This is a genomic window from Agrobacterium sp. ST15.13.013 (genome assembly GCF_027956525.1).
GTDB classification, from domain to species: Bacteria; Pseudomonadota; Alphaproteobacteria; order Rhizobiales; family Rhizobiaceae; genus Agrobacterium; species Agrobacterium salinitolerans.
Genome location: NZ_JAQKGP010000045.1, coordinates 1 through 18,161 on the forward strand (window position 1 = coordinate 1; position 18,161 = coordinate 18,161).

General features: G+C 57.6%; 18 protein-coding genes and 2 pseudogenes. 9 read left to right on the top strand and 11 right to left on the bottom strand.

Annotation, left to right across the window (positions count from 1 at the left end):
* A partial coding sequence (locus tag PL597_RS25150; RefSeq protein ID WP_271366571.1) for a TAXI family TRAP transporter solute-binding subunit occupies positions 1-444 on the bottom strand: 444 nt, incomplete at its 3' end.
* A gap of 435 nt (positions 445-879) precedes the next feature.
* On the opposite strand from PL597_RS25150, the gene PL597_RS25155 reads away from it, so the two are divergent.
* The 3 genes and pseudogenes from PL597_RS25155 (at position 880) to PL597_RS25165 (ending at position 2,447) form a co-directional block, all read left to right on the top strand.
* Positions 880-1,134, top strand: coding sequence for a hypothetical protein (locus PL597_RS25155; protein WP_271366572.1), 255 nt, complete (start codon positions 880-882; stop codon positions 1,132-1,134).
* Between the two features lie 329 nt (positions 1,135-1,463).
* Positions 1,464-1,769: pseudogene (locus PL597_RS25160) on the top strand (NIPSNAP family protein).
* 15 nt (positions 1,770-1,784) lie between these two features.
* Complete coding sequence (locus PL597_RS25165; RefSeq protein WP_137412603.1) at positions 1,785-2,447, top strand: nucleotidyltransferase family protein; 663 nt, start codon at positions 1,785-1,787, stop codon at positions 2,445-2,447.
* 123 nt (positions 2,448-2,570) lie between these two features.
* On the opposite strand, the gene PL597_RS25170 is transcribed toward PL597_RS25165, so the two are convergent.
* The 4 genes from PL597_RS25170 to PL597_RS25185 form a co-directional block, all read right to left on the bottom strand.
* Positions 2,571-4,874, bottom strand: a complete 2,304-nt coding sequence (locus PL597_RS25170; RefSeq protein WP_271366573.1) for a xanthine dehydrogenase family protein molybdopterin-binding subunit — start codon at positions 4,872-4,874, stop codon at positions 2,571-2,573.
* Positions 4,871-5,860: an FAD binding domain-containing protein gene (locus PL597_RS25175; protein ID WP_271366574.1), complete on the bottom strand. Its 990-nt coding sequence runs from the start codon at positions 5,858-5,860 to the stop codon at positions 4,871-4,873. Before PL597_RS25175 ends, PL597_RS25170 begins: the two co-directional genes overlap by 4 nt.
* Complete coding sequence (locus tag PL597_RS25180; RefSeq protein ID WP_137412600.1) at positions 5,857-6,390, bottom strand: 2Fe-2S iron-sulfur cluster-binding protein; 534 nt, start codon at positions 6,388-6,390, stop codon at positions 5,857-5,859. Before PL597_RS25180 ends, PL597_RS25175 begins: the two co-directional genes overlap by 4 nt.
* Positions 6,391-6,503: 113 nt before the next feature.
* Positions 6,504-7,493 carry an XdhC family protein gene (locus PL597_RS25185; protein WP_271366575.1) on the bottom strand — a complete coding sequence of 330 codons (990 nt, stop codon included), beginning with the start codon at positions 7,491-7,493 and terminating at the stop codon, positions 6,504-6,506.
* Between the two features lie 226 nt (positions 7,494-7,719).
* On the opposite strand from PL597_RS25185, the gene PL597_RS25190 reads away from it, so the two are divergent.
* The 4 genes from PL597_RS25190 to PL597_RS25205 all read left to right on the top strand — a co-directional run bounded on the left by PL597_RS25190 (position 7,720) and on the right by PL597_RS25205 (position 11,097).
* Positions 7,720-8,301: a TetR/AcrR family transcriptional regulator gene (locus tag PL597_RS25190; RefSeq protein WP_416372252.1), complete on the top strand. Its 582-nt coding sequence runs from the start codon at positions 7,720-7,722 to the stop codon at positions 8,299-8,301.
* A gap of 213 nt (positions 8,302-8,514) precedes the next feature.
* Positions 8,515-9,609, top strand: coding sequence for a nucleotidyltransferase family protein (locus PL597_RS25195; protein ID WP_137412597.1), 1,095 nt, complete (start codon positions 8,515-8,517; stop codon positions 9,607-9,609).
* A 150-nt stretch (positions 9,610-9,759) separates the two neighbouring features.
* Entirely contained in the window at positions 9,760-10,281 is a 522-nt protein-coding gene (locus PL597_RS25200) for a toxin-activating lysine-acyltransferase (protein ID WP_271366576.1), read from the top strand.
* Between the two features lie 165 nt (positions 10,282-10,446).
* Positions 10,447-11,097: a hypothetical protein gene (locus PL597_RS25205; RefSeq protein WP_149148051.1), complete on the top strand. Its 651-nt coding sequence runs from the start codon at positions 10,447-10,449 to the stop codon at positions 11,095-11,097.
* 237 nt (positions 11,098-11,334) lie between these two features.
* Here the strand turns inward: PL597_RS25205 and PL597_RS25210 are convergent, their stop codons facing one another.
* The 6 genes from PL597_RS25210 to PL597_RS25235 form a co-directional block, all read right to left on the bottom strand.
* On the bottom strand, positions 11,335-11,973 hold the full coding sequence (locus PL597_RS25210; protein WP_149148050.1) for a hypothetical protein: 639 nt from the start codon (positions 11,971-11,973) through the stop codon (positions 11,335-11,337).
* A gap of 7 nt (positions 11,974-11,980) precedes the next feature.
* Positions 11,981-12,277: a hypothetical protein gene (locus PL597_RS25215; protein ID WP_149148049.1), complete on the bottom strand. Its 297-nt coding sequence runs from the start codon at positions 12,275-12,277 to the stop codon at positions 11,981-11,983.
* Between the two features lie 93 nt (positions 12,278-12,370).
* Entirely contained in the window at positions 12,371-12,625 is a 255-nt protein-coding gene (locus PL597_RS25220) for a hypothetical protein (RefSeq protein ID WP_271366578.1), read from the bottom strand.
* Positions 12,625-12,762 carry a hypothetical protein gene (locus PL597_RS25225; protein ID WP_271366579.1) on the bottom strand — a complete coding sequence of 46 codons (138 nt, stop codon included), beginning with the start codon at positions 12,760-12,762 and terminating at the stop codon, positions 12,625-12,627. The genes PL597_RS25220 and PL597_RS25225 overlap by 1 nt, the downstream gene beginning before the upstream one ends.
* Positions 12,763-13,124: 362 nt before the next feature.
* Positions 13,125-16,898 carry a Ti-type conjugative transfer relaxase TraA gene (gene traA / locus PL597_RS25230; protein ID WP_271366580.1) on the bottom strand — a complete coding sequence of 1,258 codons (3,774 nt, stop codon included), beginning with the start codon at positions 16,896-16,898 and terminating at the stop codon, positions 13,125-13,127.
* A 286-nt stretch (positions 16,899-17,184) separates the two neighbouring features.
* On the bottom strand, positions 17,185-17,451 hold the full coding sequence (locus tag PL597_RS25235) for a hypothetical protein (protein WP_271366581.1): 267 nt from the start codon (positions 17,449-17,451) through the stop codon (positions 17,185-17,187).
* Positions 17,452-17,574: 123 nt separating this feature from the next.
* On the opposite strand from PL597_RS25235, the gene PL597_RS25240 reads away from it, so the two are divergent.
* Both PL597_RS25240 and PL597_RS25245 read left to right on the top strand, forming a co-directional pair.
* A complete protein-coding gene (locus tag PL597_RS25240; protein WP_271366583.1) occupies positions 17,575-17,883 on the top strand; it encodes a mobilization protein in 309 nt (102 codons plus the stop codon).
* A gap of 35 nt (positions 17,884-17,918) precedes the next feature.
* A pseudogene (locus PL597_RS25245) lies at positions 17,919-18,161 on the top strand (type IV secretory system conjugative DNA transfer family protein); the annotation flags it as partial.

The window sequence follows — 18,161 nt, forward strand, 5'->3', positions numbered from 1 at the left end:
AACCCGCTTGCCCTTAAGGTCCGCCACCGATTTGATCCCGGCATCTTTCCGGGCGACCAGATGAATTGTTTCTGGATAGAGGGTGGCAATCAGTCGAAGATCCTCGACCTTGCCTTTGCCTTCGTAGAGACCTGTGCCGCTATGTGCCCAAAAGGCGACATCCGACTGGGTGAAGCCCGACTCCATTGAGCCACCCTGGATGGCATTGATATTGGCAACCGATCCATTCGAGGCGACTGCAGTGGACACCAGTCCAGTGACACCCTTATCTCCAGCACCCGAAATGGCATTGGCGATCAGCCCGCCAATCGGATAATACGTCCCAGCTGTGCCGCCCGTGCCAATCCGGAAAAAAATTGGTGCCTGAGCACCTGCCAAGCTGACGCCGAGAGCAAGTGCGCCAACGACTGCGCCGATCGACAGAAAACGTTTGCGGATGTTCATGGATGTTCCCTTTCTCCTGTTTTAACCAGCATGAGAAAGTGCCAGTCCGTTGTCAACCGTGAGTATCACCCGTAACAGTTGCCTTTGGCCGGCAGGGGGATTTGCAGGAACCCGAACAATCGCACCCATTCCCTGAAGGGGGGGCTATCGACATTGGACGCGGCCGGAGCGTCCACCCGTCTCCAACCGCTTCACCCGCAGCAATTCTCTCACCGCCCGAATACGAGCGAACCAGAAAGATCTCGACACTTGTAACGAGGCGCGGATGCGCGATCCTGTCTATGACGAGGGTTCTTTACGGGGAAAGAACGCCGCCATCTATTGTCGGTATGTCTGCCCGGTTAAGCACCTACTGACGAAAAACGTCTCCTGCAACCCGACTGCTGGTTCGGTGGAGCGGGCGGCTATCGGCCCCGCCCTCGCTGCCGCGCTCTTATGTCCGGCGTGGAAAGGTACGAAAATCATGCTCGAGCGGGCCTTGCAAATGATCGAGACCGGGGCACGCTCGCGGTCCTCGGCATCGCGCTCAGTTCGGTTTCCGGCTTCGTCATGGCCGTGCTGGTGGCGGCGCAGGACCCGCGCCTGGGCCAGCTTCTCGCATGGCTGTCGGGCTCCACGTACGCGGTGCGGCCGGGTGAAGCCATTCTGGCGACCGTCATGCTGGCGGCGGCGCTCGCCTGCTGCCAATGACCCGGCGCTGGCTCGAACTACTGCCGCTCGGCCCCTGAGAATCGTCGTAGAACGCGGAGGCGACTTTTGAGGGCGGGGAAGTGTGACAGAAATCACGTTCGGGTGAACCCGCAGAGGCTTTGGTGATCGTCGCTGAAATGGGGTTTGTTCTGGATTGAGATGCGGTGTCCGTGAAAACGGCAGTGGGTGCGGTAGACTTGTGAACGCCTTTGGGGGGGCAGTGCTCCACCGAGCGATCCGCAACTCGATTTCCAGCTTGCTCATCGCAGATGATGGCACCTAAACGGGCGTATGCCTAACGCGGACAGATTATAGAAGGAGTTTCTTGGTTGATTACCTGTTACCTCAGATACATCATTGCCCCCATAAGCTTTCGGAGTTCGAGGATTATGCACGGCTCTGGATCCCTATCGTCAATCGTATGGGGGGGGACGCATCATGGATATTTTCTGCCGAGCGAGGGCGCCAACAATATCGCACTGGCTCTGTTCAGCTTTCCAAGTCTCGCTGCCTATGAAGACTATCGTATCAGGATGGTGTCTGATCCCGAGTGCATTGCGGCCTACGAGTTGGACAAGCGCAGTCGTAGCATCGTGAGCTACGAGAGATCGTTTATGCGTCCGGTATTGGATTAAGCGGTGGGATTACCGATGGAAGGGATGGCAGAGCCGCCGGAGCGAGATTGCGAAAAGGAAGGTCGCTCGCCGGCAAACGTCGCGGCGGTGATATTGGCTGCCGGAAAAGCGAGCCGCATGGGCAACGGTGGCGGACATAAGCTGCTTGCGGAATTTGACGGTGAGCCGCTGGTGCGCCGTGTGGCTAAAACAGCGCTCGCCGCAAATGTGCAATCCGTTATCGTTGTGACGGGTCACAGGCGGGAAGACATAGAAGCAACACTCCTGGGTCTGGAGGTTACCTCCATCCACAATCCGGATTATGCATCCGGGATGGCGAGCTCGTTGATCGCGGGATTTTCAGCCGCCACAGCGCGGGATATCGACGGCGTTATCGTCATGCTGGCGGATATGCCAAGTGTCACGGCTGGTGATCTGAACGCCCTGATCGCTGCTTTTCGCCTCGCATTTGCAAAAGCGGCCGTTCGCGCGGTGTCGCGCGGCCATCGGGGCAATCCGGTCATCCTTCCAAGGTCACTTCATGGTGCCATCATGCGGCTGGAAGGCGATGTCGGCGCGCGTCAGCTCATGGAGACCTCCGGAATAACGGTCATCGATTTGGATATCGGCGACGCCGCCCGCCTCGACGTTGATACGCCCGATGATGTTCTTGCAGCCGGCGGCGTTCTCGAGAGGTAAGGACCACGGTCACGGTTTCAACCAAAGAGATGTCGAGGTCCATGCCGAACCTCAACATCTCCGATCCTGTTCCAGGAACGAACGGTTTTGGATTTGAGTTTGACCGTTCCTCTGTCAACGGCGTCAGTCGGCACCCATCATCAGCTTGTCCAGGGTAATGGGCAAATCGCGAACCCGAACACCCGTCGCGTTGTAAACGGCGTTTGCAACGGCTGCGCCAACCCCGGTTATCCCGATCTCTCCGATGCCGCGTGCGCCCATCGGTGCCTGTGGATCGGGCTTGTCGGTATAGAGGATTTCGATTGACGGAACGTCCATTTGCACCGGCACGTGGTAATCCGCCAGTGAGGCGTTGATGATACGGCCCGTCCGCTCATCGAAGTTGGTTTCTTCTGTTAGAGCAAGGCCGATACCCATGATGATACCGCCCTTGAACTGGCTGGTAGCCATTTTGTGGTTCAGTATCTGACCTGCATCAAAGGAACCCAGGAAACGCGAAACACGCGTCTCACCCGTCAGGGCGCTGACCCGAACTTCGCAGAACTGGGCGCCGTAGGAATGCATGGAAAAGGCCTCCATTTCGGCTGGGGCAGGCCCTTCCGCCTCGCAGATGAGCTCTTCTCGTCCGGCTCTTCGGAGGATCGATTGGTAGCTTTCAAACCGGCTAATGTCGGTGATGTGCGACAGCCCGCCATCACGCGTTTCAACGTCGGAAAGCGACAGCCCGGCAAGCGGAGAGTCGTTGCCCGCAAGCTTGATGAGTTCCTCCACGAAGACCTCAGTTGCAGCAATAATCGCGCCGCCGATGGAGGCGGTCTGGGTCGAGCCTCCGGCGATCACGCCTTTTGGCAACCGGCTGTCGCCATATTCGAACGTCACGTGATCAAGGGGCAAGCCCAGTCGAGCTGCCAGATGCTGGACCTGAGCTGTTGCGGTTCCCATTCCCATGTCGTGCACGGCAGTTGAAACGGTTACGTGACCTTCCGCCGTCAGCTTGATGCGGGCCGCGCCACCGGGAAACCGGTGATAGGGGTAGGTTGCGGTAGCGCATCCCACGCCGATCAACCACTCGCCTTCACGTCTCTGGCGCGGTGTCCGGCTCCTTTTGTCCCAGCCAAATTTTTCTGCGCCTCTGTCGTAGGCTTCAATGAGGTAGCGCGAAGAGAACGGCTTGCCGGTCGTCGGATCCTTTTCCGGCTCGATCCGCCGGCGCAGCTCGATCGGGTCCAGTCCCAGCTTTTCCGCCAGTTCATCCAGTGCACATTCGAGTGCGAAGGTGCCAACGGACTCACCCGGCGCGCGCATGAATGTGTTTGCCAGCATGTCCATGTCGGCAACATTCTGACCGATGCGGAACGTTCTGGCGGCATAGAGGTGGCGGGCGGGGAAGGTGAATTGTTCCGGGCAGGAATTATGTGACGTCATCGCCGCCGTTCCGGTGTGGATCAGCGCATCGAGCGTCCCGTCGGCTCTGGCGCCCAATGCGACGCGCTGCTCAGTGACCGTGCGGCCGCCGACGATCCGGAAGACGCCTTCGCGAGACAGCATGATGCGCACGGGGCGCTTCGCAAGTTTGGACGCCGCGCAGGCGAGGATTTGATGATCCCATAGACATTTGCCGCCGAAACCGCCACCGACATAGGGCGAGGTGACGTGCACATTGCTGACATCAATTCCAAAAATATCCGCAAGCTGACCCGTTGTCAGATCGAGAAGCTGACTGGCATCGTGGACGCGTAGTTCGCTGTCATTCCAGACAACGGTTGCCGCATGCAGCTCGATGGCATTGTGATTGTGGCGCGGGGTTCTGTAAACGAGATCGACCTTGACCTCTGAATTGGCAAGGGCGGTTTCCGCATCGCCGATTTCCACGTATGGCGGCTGGCCGAGCAGGTTCTCAAGCTGGCGGGGCGTTTTTTTCGCTTCATCGAAAGATGTCACCGCCGGCAGCAGTTCGTATGTCGCCTCGATCAGCGATGCGGCGTAATCCGCCTGTTCCTGTGTTTCGGCGAGGATCAGCGCGATTGGCTGACCGTTCCAGTGGATTTCGTCATTTTGCATGACAGGAAGATTGCTCGCTCCGGCCGCAGTCGGAGAAGACATCATCAGCGATGGCGCCCTCATCCGTGGTGCGTTCTTATAGGTCATGACGAGAATGACGCCGGGTGCGGCCTCCGCGGCTCCGACATTAAGCTCGGTGATGCGCCCACGGGCGACGGTGCTGAAAGCGATTGCCGCGTAGCTCATGTTATCGTAGGGAAATTCTGCCGCAAAGTGCGTCTTGCCCTGGACTTTCATGGGCCCTTCGATGCGCGATACGGATTGCCCGAGGGAACCATGTTTGCGCAGCAGCGGATCGGTTGTGACGGCAGGTTGCCAGCGGCCTTGTCTGCCTGTCTCCGGTAGCGTCTGCGTATCGGCGCTCATGCTTTTTCTCCCTTCAATTCTTCAAGAACCGCGACAATGGTGCGTTTTGTTAGTTCAATCTTGAAAGCATTGTCTCGCAGGCCGACGGCCTCGGCGAGTTCGGCCTCGGCGGCAGCCTGGAAGTGCTCGGCATCTGCCTTCTGGCCCTTAAGATGGGCTTCTGCCCTCATCGCACGCCACGGCTTGTGAGCCACGCCGCCGAGCGCCAGCCTTACGTCGTTGACATTACCATCCCCATCCAGATCGAGCGCCGCCGCAACGGAAACGAGCGCGAAAGCGTAGCTCGCTCTGTCCCTGACTTTCCTGTAGGTGGATTTTTTTGCGAAAGGCAGCGCGGGAATTTCAACGCTTGTGATGAGTTCGTCCGGGTGAAGTGTGGTTTCTATCTCGGGCGTGTCGCCGGGCAGACGGTGGAGATCACGCAGGGGCAAGCTGCGCTTGCCTGCAGGGCCATGGAGATGAACCACGGCATCCAGCGCGACCATTGCGACGCACATATCGGATGGATGGGTGGCGACGCAGCTTTCAGATGCGCCGAGGATGGCGTGATAGCGGTTGAAACCCTTGAGCGCGTCGCATCCTGAAAGGGGCTCGCGCTTGTTACAGTGGGCGGCATTGTCATAGAAATACCGACACCGGGTGCGTTGCAGGATGTTGCCTCCTACGGTGGCGACATTTCGAATTTGCGCGCTTGCACCTGTGAGGATAGCGCGGGAGAGAACCGGAAATTGGGTCCTGACCGCACCATGGGCCGCAAGCGCGGTGTTCTTCACGCCTGCTCCGATTATCAGACTACCATCGGCACGCTGTTCGATGCTGCTCGCCAGGTGCGTGACATCGATCAGTGTCTCCGGTTCTTCGACCGTCTCGCGCATGAGATCGACAAGGTTGGTGCCGCCACCCAGATATTTCGTTGTTGGCCCGGCCTGCTTAAGCGTGATGGCGGACGCAGCATCAGACGCCTGATGATAGGAAAAGATATTCATGCCCGTGCCCTCTCGTCGGTCTGTGTGGCGGTCGGCTGGACCAGCGTTTCAGAAATGGCTTCAACGATGCCGTTATAGGCGCCGCAGCGACAGAGATTCCCGCTCATGCGTTCGCGGATCTCGGTGTCGTTGATGATGACGCTGTCGTCCGAAAGGTCGGCGGTGACGACGCTCGGGATGTTTCGCTCGATTTCGCCTGCCATGCCCACGGCGGAACAGAGCTGCCCGGGCGTGCAATAGCCACACTGGAAGCCTTCATGTTCGATGAAAGCTTTTTGCAACGGGTGGAGGTTGCCGTTGGCCGCGAGGCCTTCCACAGTCGTGATGTTGCGGCCTTGGTACTGAACGGCAAGCGCGAGACAGGAATTGATACGCTCGCCATCTACCAGAACCGTACATGCGCCGCATGCGCCTTGGTCGCAGCCCTTCTTGGTGCCGGTAAATCCGAGATAGTTGCGCATGAGATCAAGCAATGAAGTGCGGATGTCTGCCTCCACCTCCACTGGCGCTCCGTTGATGTTAAATCGCATTGGACATCTCCCTCATCTGAAGGTGCGCACTGAAAGTTTCTGGCCGCACCTATGAAGCTCATGGTGTTTATCTGCCTGTGGCTGCTGTCGGATATGTCGGTCCGGCGGTAGCTCTAGCTTTGTGTCACGTAGGCCTGTCTCGACGCGGCGATGTCGGCGATGACAGATAGTGCCAGCGACTGCGCATCCCTTGCGCGACCGAAAACGCCGATTGGCGCTTTGATCCGCGCGATTGCCTTCTCCGAGTGTCCACTCCGGCGCAATCGCTCGACCCGTTTCTCATGGGTTCGGGAACTGCCGAGAGCACCAATGTAAAAAGGTTTTGCGCGGAGTGCGGCCGCAAGGATCGGCACTTCGCGGTCGAGGTCGTGCTCCAGAAGTGCAACAGCTGTGTCCGGATCGATCACAGTGGCATCGACGGGTGTGTGGGGGGCATCCTTAAGAATGAAAACGTCGTATCCTGCGGCTCTCGCGACGCTCGCGGCGGTCTCGACCTCGAGAGAGCGTCCCGAAATAATCACTCGCACTTTCGGGCGGTAGCCTGTGACAAAGACACCGCCATGCCAGCCGGTTGGCGCACCCTCGAAGCCGGGTGAAATCTGCTCGAGACCCGGCGTATAGCGCAAAGAAGCGCCGCGCCGGCGATCCAAGAGCCTGGTGATGGAACAGAGTGGTTCAACATTTTTAACGAGATGAATGGCGACCGTGATGCCGCCTCCGCAGGGAAGAACGATATCGAAGAAGGGCGATCCTTCGCCCAACATGACGAAACGATCATGTCCACTTCCTATCGCCTGCAAGGCTTCTGCAGCGACAGCCGCTTCCGTACATCCGCCAGAAACATATCCACAGTAATTGCCGTCCTGCGCGACTGCCATATGCGCGCCAAGCGGACGCGACGAGCCACCGCGTATTTCCACTAACGTGCAAAGCGCCACCCGTGAACCTGCATTGATGTTGTCAATGGCAAAGCTCATGACATCGTAGGCACTGTCGGTGGAAAAAGCTTTCTTCGGTGTCACCAGAATTGAGGCATCGACATTGCGAGGCAACCAATCGGCAGCATTATCGTTCTGTCGGATGCTATCGGCCGATCCTGTCATAAGTGCCTCCCGCATTGTGACATCAGAATGAGCGAGTGACAGTTAAGTTCCTCAAGAACTTTTCGGTCGTCAGAGGCTCACCAGCGCCAATGGTTGATTTCGGCATGACATCCGCCTCCTATCTGATTTAAAGAAGCGTGTGGCGCACCTGCAAACGGAGGCGCCTCCGTTTAACTTAGTGGCTTGCGATCATTCGTCAAGCGTTATTTCGTGGAGTGGCCTTTCCGTGCCCAAGGAGCAAACGCCTCCAGTTCAACCGCCTCAGACGCGCGCAGACGCCCGGCGAAACCGGGAAAAGCTGATGGAAGTCGCGGCGCTGGCATTTTCAGAGCAGGGCGCAGCGGCGTCGCTGGAGGATATTGCCAGGCGTGCAGGGGTCGGCATCGGCACGCTGTATCGGCATTTTCCGACGCGCGAACATCTGGTCGAAAGCGTTTATCGCCGCGAGCTGGAAATTTTGGCGACGGCTGCGCGCGACTTGATGCGGGAAGAAGAGCCCGCCAAAGCCATCGAAGAATGGATGAACCGGTTTGTCAGCTATATGGCCGCAAAAAAAGGTATGGCGAGCAGCCTGAAGCTCTTGTTTACGTCCAACTCGGCCCTTTTTGCCGAGGGCTCGAAGCTGTTGCATACGGCGTTTGAAGAGCTGCTCGACAACGCTGTGAAGGCTGATGCGGTCAAGGGGGACATCGAGGGGGCGGACGTTCTGAATGCGCTTTTCGGCATTTATTCCATTCCGGAAAGCCCCGAGTGGCGTGACCGCGCGCACAGGATCGTCAGACTGGTCATGGACGGCCTGCGGCGTTAGCTTGAGTGGGACTTCGCACTTACCGTGGGGTGACTTCATCGTTGGACGATCGGAAAGTGGTCGCAGCGCATAGCGACCTCACTCTGCCACGGTGCAGGCCGCTACTCACCCCTGATGGGATCTCAAGGCGATAGAAACGCGTTCCGTATTGCGACCTATCCCCTCGATCGTTATACTGTTTTTGAAAAACAGTATAACACCGGAGTCGAGCTTATGAAATCCGTTGATCTCATGTACCAAACTATGCTCGCCGAGCTAGGTCAGCGCTCGCTCGACGCTGCCTGGACGGCCGATTTCCCTTCGGAGGGTCGATTCACCCCGGCGAACATCAAGGGACGGAAGTATTGGTATTTCGACATCCCGGATGGACACGGTGGTACGAAACGTCGTTATGTTGGTCCTGCTGACGATCCGGATATAGCGCAGCGCGTATCTGATCATAAGCGGGACAAGGACGATCTACGCGCTCGTAGGCGGTTGGTAAATACCCTGACCCGCGAAGGCGGGATGATATCGCCCGACGCGATGTCGGGCGATATCGTTGAAGCTTTAGCCAATGGGGGTCTCTTTCGACTTCGTGGCGTTCTCATCGGCACGGTGGCCTTTCAATGCTATTCAGGGCTGCTCGGCGTGCGCCTTCCCATGGCTGCCATACTGACCGGCGATGCGGACATCGCTCAGGATTATGCCATCAGTCGAGAGGTTGAAGATAGTCTGCCTCCGATCGTGGAGTTGCTGCAGGACGTCGACGCCAGCTTCCGGCCCGTTCCACATAGATCGGGATCAGCGGCTTCGTCGGCATTTCAGAATGCCGACGGCTACAGGGTGGAATTCTTGACATCGAACCGAGGCTCGGACGACTACATCGACCAGCCGGCGAAGATGCCTGCCCTTGGCGGCGCCAGCGCGGATCCACTACGCTTTCTCGATTTTCTCATCAGGGAACCCGTAAGGACAATACTGCTCCACCGAAGCGGCATCCCGGTCGTTGTCCCCGAGCCAACTCGATATGCGGTCCACAAGCTCATAGTCGCCAGCCGCCGCCACACAGACGGGCAGGGGCCAGCAAAGCGTGAGAAGGACCTTCGCCAAGCCGCGCTGCTTTTTGAGGCACTGCAGCAGACAAGGCGATCCGCCGACTTGGCCCTCGTCTACAACGAAGCATGGGAGCGCGGGCCGGCATGGCAAGAAGCTATTCGAGTCGGGGCGGGGATGCTGCCGGCAGCAGATGCGGACCGGTTCAAAACGGTCCTAATCGACGGCGCAAAGAAAAACCGCGAAGATATTGAACTTCCGTTTAGCGAATAAACCGCCTTCGCATTGAACGCCAGACTGCTGATTTCGTTCGAAGTGGCGCAGACAAATAGGGTGCCAAGGGTCCCGTTCTGTTCAGGAGCTTAAAACGTACACGTGTCCATTGATCGGTAGGGATTGTGTTCAAGCGGAGCAAACGACGATGTGATCCGAAAACTTTTACAAGCAAAAGGGCAAATTTTTTCTGTTTTTGGACAGGTCGTATTCGCGCTCAGTTCCGTTCCTCGCTATCGCAGCCAGAGCCTGTCCGATCTCAGTCATTTGGTCATCGATCCGCTTAGTCATGATCGTATCGTAATCGCATCGAAAAAAGAGGACGATGGAACCGAAGAGACCACTTTGGCACCAAACGCTATCGCAATTTGGGCAAGCGTGAGTGAGGACGTCGATGTAAAGATTGTTGAGCAGGTCAAGGCTGGTGTTTTTCCAGTGCGGTTGAAGCCCACTGACTGGAACAGTGGCCAAATCGTCTGGTTGCTGGATGTTATCGCACCGACGCGGGAGCTCGCTACCTCCGTGCTTTCAAATTTCCACACAGTCGCCAAGCAGAGCCAGATAAAGGTTCATCCTGTTATAGGACGCTTGGTGGATAGCGACGTTCTACAAAGTCTTATTGCAAAACCGGGTGACGAAACTCCGTCCCAAACCAAGCAATCGATCAACTGACATCCTGAATGCCTCTGCTTGCTCTCCAGTGACTTGATAGTTTGCTGGAAGATTTCGCGTATTTTGATGTGAAATTTGGCGACAAGGCCAACGTTCGTTTGCATAGCAATTATTTCGTCTAGCTGGTGTCTGATGAATATCTCTCGGCTTCTCAGGAAAATTCCCGTGTTGTTGGCGCTGTCGCTGCTCAGCAGTTGCGGCGACAGTTGGTCGTGGCATCAAAAGCTGACGGTTACGGTTGAGACCCCGTCGGGTCCAAAATCCGCGTCGAGCGTGATGAAGGCTAGTTTGGATGATCGAGACGGCCTCTTCGCACTACCTGAAGCAAGAGGTGCTTTTTTTGAGCTGCGAGGGGAGGCGGTTGTCCTTGAGGTTCTTCCAGGCAAGTACCTTTTCGCGCTGTTGAAGGATATGCCGAGACCGTATGCGCTTTTTTTTCCAGGAATAGCACCCGTCGACATTGCTCCAAAATTTGAACGTATGTCAAAGCCGGCAACTGCCACGCTCTCCAAAGCTGACTATCCTCTGCTGGTAACCTTCACCGATTTCAACGATCCAAAGACAGTGAAGAGAGTAAACCCCGACAATCTCGCAGAATTCTTCGGTTCAGGCACTTCCCTTATCTCGATCACCTTATCGATTACCAGGGAGCAGGTGACGGAAGGGAAAATCGAAGATGTGCTCGGGTGGCTAAAAGAAGAGGGTGAAAAGAATCCCACCCTACTTCCGAATCCGCCGTATCTAAGAAAAGACGCGACAGATCCCGACATGCAGTATTTGAAAGTCAGTTCATTTTCGACGGAGCTATATAAATGAGCATTTCTCAAGAGCTTATGCTTGTAATACTATCTCCGGATGCGGTGGCGTCGCCTTAACTGATTTTGAGACGCGATAGTTTCTTCGGCTAGAATTTTACGCGTCAATCAACAAAGCGATTTCCCGCCAGGTCGAGATGGCGTGAGCACGAAGCTGGCGATGTTCCTAGTCTACCGCGCGTCGCCTGACGCTTACCGCGCGGAGGGTCCGGCACGCATGCACCGACAGACGATATCTTCAGGCGTTGACGACGGCCGCGATGTCCTGGAGATGCCGAAGGTCCCGTGGCGCCTTGGGCGCCAGCAGATCTTTCTCGATCTCCATGACGATAGAGCGGACGGTATCGGTCCTGTTCATACCGCTGGCCGCCATCACCCACCGAACGTCGTCATCGGTCCTGGCGGAGATCTTGAACGACAAGCGCCGATTGGGGATGCGGATCCCCGGCGTCACGCGCTTACCCCTTTCGGCTTTCGATACACGCCACGCTTCGAAGTTCCGGCGCAGCGCGTCCGCTCTTTGCTCGTCTTGCCGAAGCCGCTGAAGATAAAATGCAAACAGGGTTTTCCTGAAGCGCGTGGTCGCGGTCGGATCGATGCGATACGCGGCGGCATCGAGAATTTCGACCTCGGGCGCGGGAATGCTGACTTCAAGCGCGACCTCGGCCACTTGGCGCGCACGCCGGATGGCGGGCGTGGATTGTGCGGGGATGGCAACGACGGCGTCGCACTCATCGCAGACCGCGGACAGAATGCCCTTCACAGTGCCGGATCCGTCATCGAACGGCACGTCACGATAGGCGAACGTCGTCGTGACCAGCTTTCCGCAGTGCGGGCAGATGGCCTTGCTGGTATCGCCTGGTTGGTAGAGCTTCATGAAAGCCTCACTGATGCACGCTGATGAATACGGTATTCGGATCGACGAAGTAGAACTTGATGTACCAGCCATCACGGCGAATGACGTGGACCTGGATGGAAGCGGCCTGATGGTGCGCCGATGACGAGTGGTTCTGTCCCTGGCTGCGCTTGAGAACGTCACAGACGGTCGAAGCGGAGACCTGACCGGTCAGCAGCAGGTTTTTCGTATTGACGTTCGAACGGTCGGCCTCATGCAGATATGTTCCATTCACCAGGGCGGTGATCACTTTCTTCTTCGCATCGTTGAACCCGAGCGTCACCATATATACGAAGTTCCTCGTAAACTATCAAGTGCCCCCCCCCCACCTTCGGGGTCGTTTGCCTGATAACATTGCACCGCGATGTCGGTCAGCATTTTATTCCAGTCCTGCGCCCATGGGAGCGCCTGAGACCGCGGCCACGATCGTCTTCACGGATGAAGCGATCTCAAAGTAACGTGCCGTGCCACGACCCATCGAGTTCTTCCCCATCGTCTCCACCAGAAGACCGCGTCGAACGAGTGGCTCAATGGTCTCGATAATGCCGCCGCGCGTGAGACCGGTGACCTTAATCAAATCGCTGAGGCCGACCTGATCTTCCCCGCCATGAAGAAATACGTATATCACCATCACTACGCGACCTGCTTCAGCCGCGAACTTCCTGACTCCCCGGTGAGCGGATTGCTCATGATCTGGTTGACGATCAGGGTAGTCAAAACCTGGTCTCGCTGCGTCTCTTTCATTCGGCGCACCTCTTTGCCGGTTTTCATCCTCTTCTCGATGAATGTAAATTTCGCTATGAAACCAGCATGATCAGATCCGAGCTTGTTGCAATCATCGCTTCACATAATCCACATTTCTATCGTAGCGATGTGGAGCGTATGCGATCTGGCGCATTGGCTTTGGCAAGAGTTCTGCGTGTCCGTGAGCGAGCAGACATTGAGCCGTGAAGTCAGGGCCATGTTCGATTACATCGAGATTTTCTGCACCCCGACACGCAGACACGTCAGAAGCGGAATGCTCTCTCCAGCCGCGACGGATTAAGTCCACCGCGACCCCCGGGGAATTTGGAAGCGTGGCGCACTTTCAACCGCGGCCGTTTTAATGACGCCAATTTTGTCGTCGGTACCTATTATCGACTTAATCCAAGCCCTTGAGACCGGTTCATGTGCTGTTTCAGCGTATGGTCATGACTAAGCTCGGCGTGCCGTGTCCGATGCACGATGCGGGCGATCGTCTCGATCTGCTCGGCGTGCTTTGTGAGCTCGGGACGTGCCTCCAGCGCTTCGGCGAACCTGCGAGGATCGGAACTACCAAAGCGCCGGGTGAGCGCTTCGGCCACCAGCGTGGCCTCATCGAGCGCGGCTTGCCCCTCAGGTGACGATCGCAACTCTGCGATAAACTGGCGCCGCTTGTCGACCTGCATCTTCTCGACCTTGGCAAGGATTTCGGCACTGCGCGGCGTGAGGCCCGGCACTTCGATCACGTCACGCTGTTCACGCAGCCACTGTTCGCTTTGACGTTCCTCGCCAAGCCGGCGCTCCCATGCCTCGGAGACATAGCCGATATGGGCAGAGAGGGACCTGGCATATTGCAACGCCTCCTTCCGCTCCTTGTTGTATCCGAACAGACCTGACTTGCCGCGCAGCTCCCCGAACCGCTCGGGTTGCGCGGCCATGGCCTTTGCCATGATTTTGCCATTGCCTTCCTTCTCGGTCATCGCGGTGCGTAGTCTCGCGGCGACTTCCACCGGATCACGGAACACGCGCCGTACCAGAGATTCCACCGTATCGAACCTCTGCTCGATAACGGACGTCGCCCTTTGCTGCGCCACCTCTTCGATGCTGCGGTCGTAACGGCTAATCGCCGGCACAAGCGGAGCTGGCTTACCGGGTTCCAGAGAATTTTGCTGGCCGACGGCTTCTGTGGGGGCAGGGACGGCGAGGCCTTGCGACATGAGGTCGGACCACCGAATGCGGCGATAACCATTGTTGTCCTTTGTCCTGTCGTCCTGCCGTCCGTCATCGATATCTCGGGCGAACGGATTGCGACGATCTTCGCGGCGAACAGGGCCGGCCAGATCGCCGGCACGTTCCTCGTAAACCTGCTGACGCTCTGATGGCCGATCCTGCTGCTCCCGTTGCAGATGGGCCGCACGGGACAAAACGTCTTGACGCGCATTTTTGGCGGAAGCAAGTTCGATCTCGCTTCTCACCGCAAACTCTTGCCCGATCCATTGGTCGCTTGCGATCCCACGCCGCTCGGCAAAGTCGATGATGTAATCCAGCGTCGTTTCCTTCACGCCGGAACACGACAGGCGGCTTGCCAGCTTCTGATAGGCGAGTTCATCGCCCTTGACGACACGCCATGCATTGCGCTCGGCCTTTGTGCCGTCCGGAAGCGTGACAGGCGTGGCACCTTCATGCTGCAGTCCGATCCTGTCCCCGATCTTAGGTGAGGCCTCCCGCATGGCCCGCTTGAGATCAACGCCCCACACCGTATGGCGTTCGCCCTTGTCATTCTCCAGCGTCACAAAATAGCTCTCGCGTGATTCTGGATTATGCGCGTAGGGCGCAACGCCATGATCAACCAGCCGGCCCGCATTGGTGAACTCCTCAATGCCGGCGTAGAGCTGCACGCCGTGGCGATGCCGTGTCATGGCGACATAGGTCAGATGCCGGTCCATGGTGCTGGACGCCAGCACAAAGGCGCGATCGACCGTCGCTCCCTGGTTTTTATGGATCGTCGTCGCATAACCGTGGTCGATCGCCTGGTAGCTATCCGTGGCAATGCTGACACTGTCGCCGCCTCGACCATCGAGCCGGGCATCGATCCGATCCCTCTCGACATGCTCGACCGTGCCAAGCATGCCGTTTTTGACGCCGAGGTCGCGGTTGTTTTCGAGGAAGATGATCCGGTCGCCGGGAGCGAAGGCGCGTTTGCCGTTACTGGTCTGGAAAGTGAGTTCTGCAACCTCCTCACTGTTTCCACGATCCTCAACATCCCCACGGTCTCCACCGGCGTTCTGCCCGTGGCTGCGCTCCAGCCTTTGTCGGTTCTGAAGCTCCGATCGGATAGCAACATTGAGCGCGCGCACATCGGCGCGGCGATGCGCCATGGCAACGCGGGTGCCATCTGGTCGCTTCTCATTATCGTCAATATAATCACGCACGATCTGCGCCATCGCTGCGTCGCGACTTTCGGCAAAGTGGATGTCGCCGTGATCGCGATAGGCGGCAAGTCCGTCGGCCGTCTTGTGGGTCGCAAAGGCAACCGACGCTTCTCGCTGCCAATCATGGCGCTGGCGGCGTATCCCGGAAAGTTCGACATGGCCGATCTGCTCGGCAATCGCCCTGAATGGGGCACCGGCCCCGATTGCCTGCAACTGCTCATGGTCGCCAACAAGAACGATCTTTGCGCCGCGCTCTTCAGCCTCGCCGATGAACCGGGCAAGCTGCCGGCTGCCGACCATGCCGGCCTCGTCGATGACGAACACGTCGCGGCGGCCGAGCAGATCCCGCCCATGGTTCCAGCTGTAAGACCATGACGCCAGCGTACGGCTCTCTATACCGGAACTTTCCTCAAGTCCCTCGGCCGCCTTTCCGGCAAGTGCTGCACCATGGACCTGATAACCTTCAGCCTCCCACGCCTCGCGCGCGGCTGCGAGCATTGTGGACTTTCCGGCACCGGCAAACCCGACCACGGCCGCGATGTGTTCTGGCCCGGTAATATGCTCGATCGCCTGACGCTGTTCATCCGACAATCCCGCTGACGGATTGCGTGCGGCCACCATTCCGCCGGAGCTTTTCCGAAGAGAGAGATCCTGCCTCTCCATGGCGCGCACGACATGGCGAGGATCGACGTTATGGGAATGCGACTGATGTAACCTTACCGCCGATCGCGCCATGCCAACTTCCAGATCGATCATGTCCCGTGTCGAATAGCGCGCGTTGGAAACCTCGCCGGTGTCCGGATCGCTGCGCTCAGCCTGGAGTTCCACAAGCGCCGGCGAGGCCATAACAGCCGCAAAGGCGTTCCGGAACATTTGGGCGTCATCGTTGATATAGCGATGCAGGGTTTTGGCAATATCGTGCCGATCGAACACGCTCTTCTCATGGCTGATCAGCGTCAGAACCTGTTCCGGTTTTTGGCGGATCAGCGCGGCATTTTGCCGTGCTGCCTCGTCATCCAGCCGGCCGCGCTCGACTGTCATTCCTTGCTGCTGCATCTGCGACGCATGCACGCCCATATGTTCGGTTGGAGACAATTCTAGACCGCGCTCCACATGTGACCGATGATCGATGCGAACGTCCAGGCCTTCGCGTTGAAGCTGACGGTTGGCGATACCTTCCCACGCCTGCCTGATATCGCGAAGCTGTATATCGGTTGTCGCCATGCCATGTGCCAGCAGCCGTGCGTTCTTGTGCTCCAGATAAGTTTTCTCGCCAAGGCCGGTTCTGCCAAGCTGTCGCGTCGTCATCAGCACATGCGCATGGTAGTTCCTGATATCACCATGCTCGCTTGGCGAATGGATGGCAAAATCCACGGCTGCGCCATAGCGGTTTGCAAGATCCCGGGCAAAGGCGCGTGCCGCCTTCAGTCGCCCCTCTGGCGACAGCTCATGCGGAAGCGCGATTTCAAATTCGCGAGCGACGCGGGCATCTTTTCGCTTTTCTGCAAACTCGGCAGCGTTCCACAACCTCGAACGATCCAAAGCCCAATCGGCAGAAACACCGTCCGGCAGCACGATCTCTTTATGCTCCACTCCTTCTTTCCGGGTAAAATCATGCACAAGCCCATCGCGGTGATTGGTGAGAAGAACTGCGCAACGATAGGCGGCGGATGCCACAGCACTTCGGCCGGATGACCGCGAGACAGGTTTGGTACTGAGATGATAAATCGCCAACCGAAATCTCCGATCTGCAAACGGGGAAATTCAGCGCTCCAATGCGTGGCAAGTCGTAAGTGCGCCCTTGTCTGTTTACCGGTGGTGACGCTAGCAACATCGAACGGGTGTTTCGACTGCTAAAAGTGGTCAGCAAAATTCAACCTGAGATAATGAACCCTTCAATGTTCGCTATTGAGGAACGCCGGTATTCAAATACCATTTGCATCAATCAGAGATGGCCGGCCAGGACCGAAGGCGCATAGTGAAGGCGCATAGTCGGGAAGACAGACATTTGCCTGGCGGCTCAAAACCGGAGTTCGGGCGAGCTCTGGTTTCGCCCATACGGGACACCGTGGATCAGCGGAGCAGACATGAAGACCAGATTTGAGTTTTGCCGGACCGTAAGCAACGCGAGCGTGTCCGCATCGCCGGAATTATTCAGAAAAAATTTGCTGATCTGGTGGCGCGCTCGGCGTCTGACGCCAGGCCGGATGGGCGGATTTTCAAAATCATTCTGCTCGTCTTGGGCGAAAATCTCACCTGCGCAAGTGACGGCGGCGTCATGAACCACAGGGCCCAACCTCCTCTTACAATCGCTATGCCGATCTCCTCATAGAAACTGGTCTGTCTTCCAGGAGCGAAGCCGTGGTCAACAACGGCAGTGCTGGTGCGACCGCAATCGAAAGGAACAATCGTGGCAAGGAAAACAATCGAACAGCGCCTGGCTGAACTGGAGGCGCAACGGTCTGCGCTGAAGGCCCGGCTTTCAAAAACCGAGCGCAACAACGATATGCGCCGAAAGGTCCTGATCGGCTCGCTCGTTCTGCATCACCTCGAAACCTCGGATGATCAGGAGTTCAGCAAACAACTCGGTGATTGGCTGCGCCGCGAACTGCCAGGGTTCCTGACACGCGACAATGACAAGGCGCTGTTTGACGATCTGATCGGACGAGGGCTGTCGGGCACGGGAGAGGGTGGCGACAGCGGGCAGGGCGCTTCATGAACCGGTTGCGACTTTCTCGGGACGCATTCAGGAACATGATGCGAGCCGCCGCGCGTGATCCGCTCTGGGCATTTCTGGCTTTGATTGCCATGCCCTTCCGGATCTTGAAACGGCTTCTTGGATTTATGTTCATCCTGTTCAACGTCACCTTTGTGATCGGCATGGGTGGCGGTCATTTTCTCGAGCAAACGGGTTTCGAGCGGGGCTCGATCGTTCACATCATTCCAAGTTTCCTCACCCTGCTGGCGCTTGCCGTTATCACCTTCTGGTTCATCACC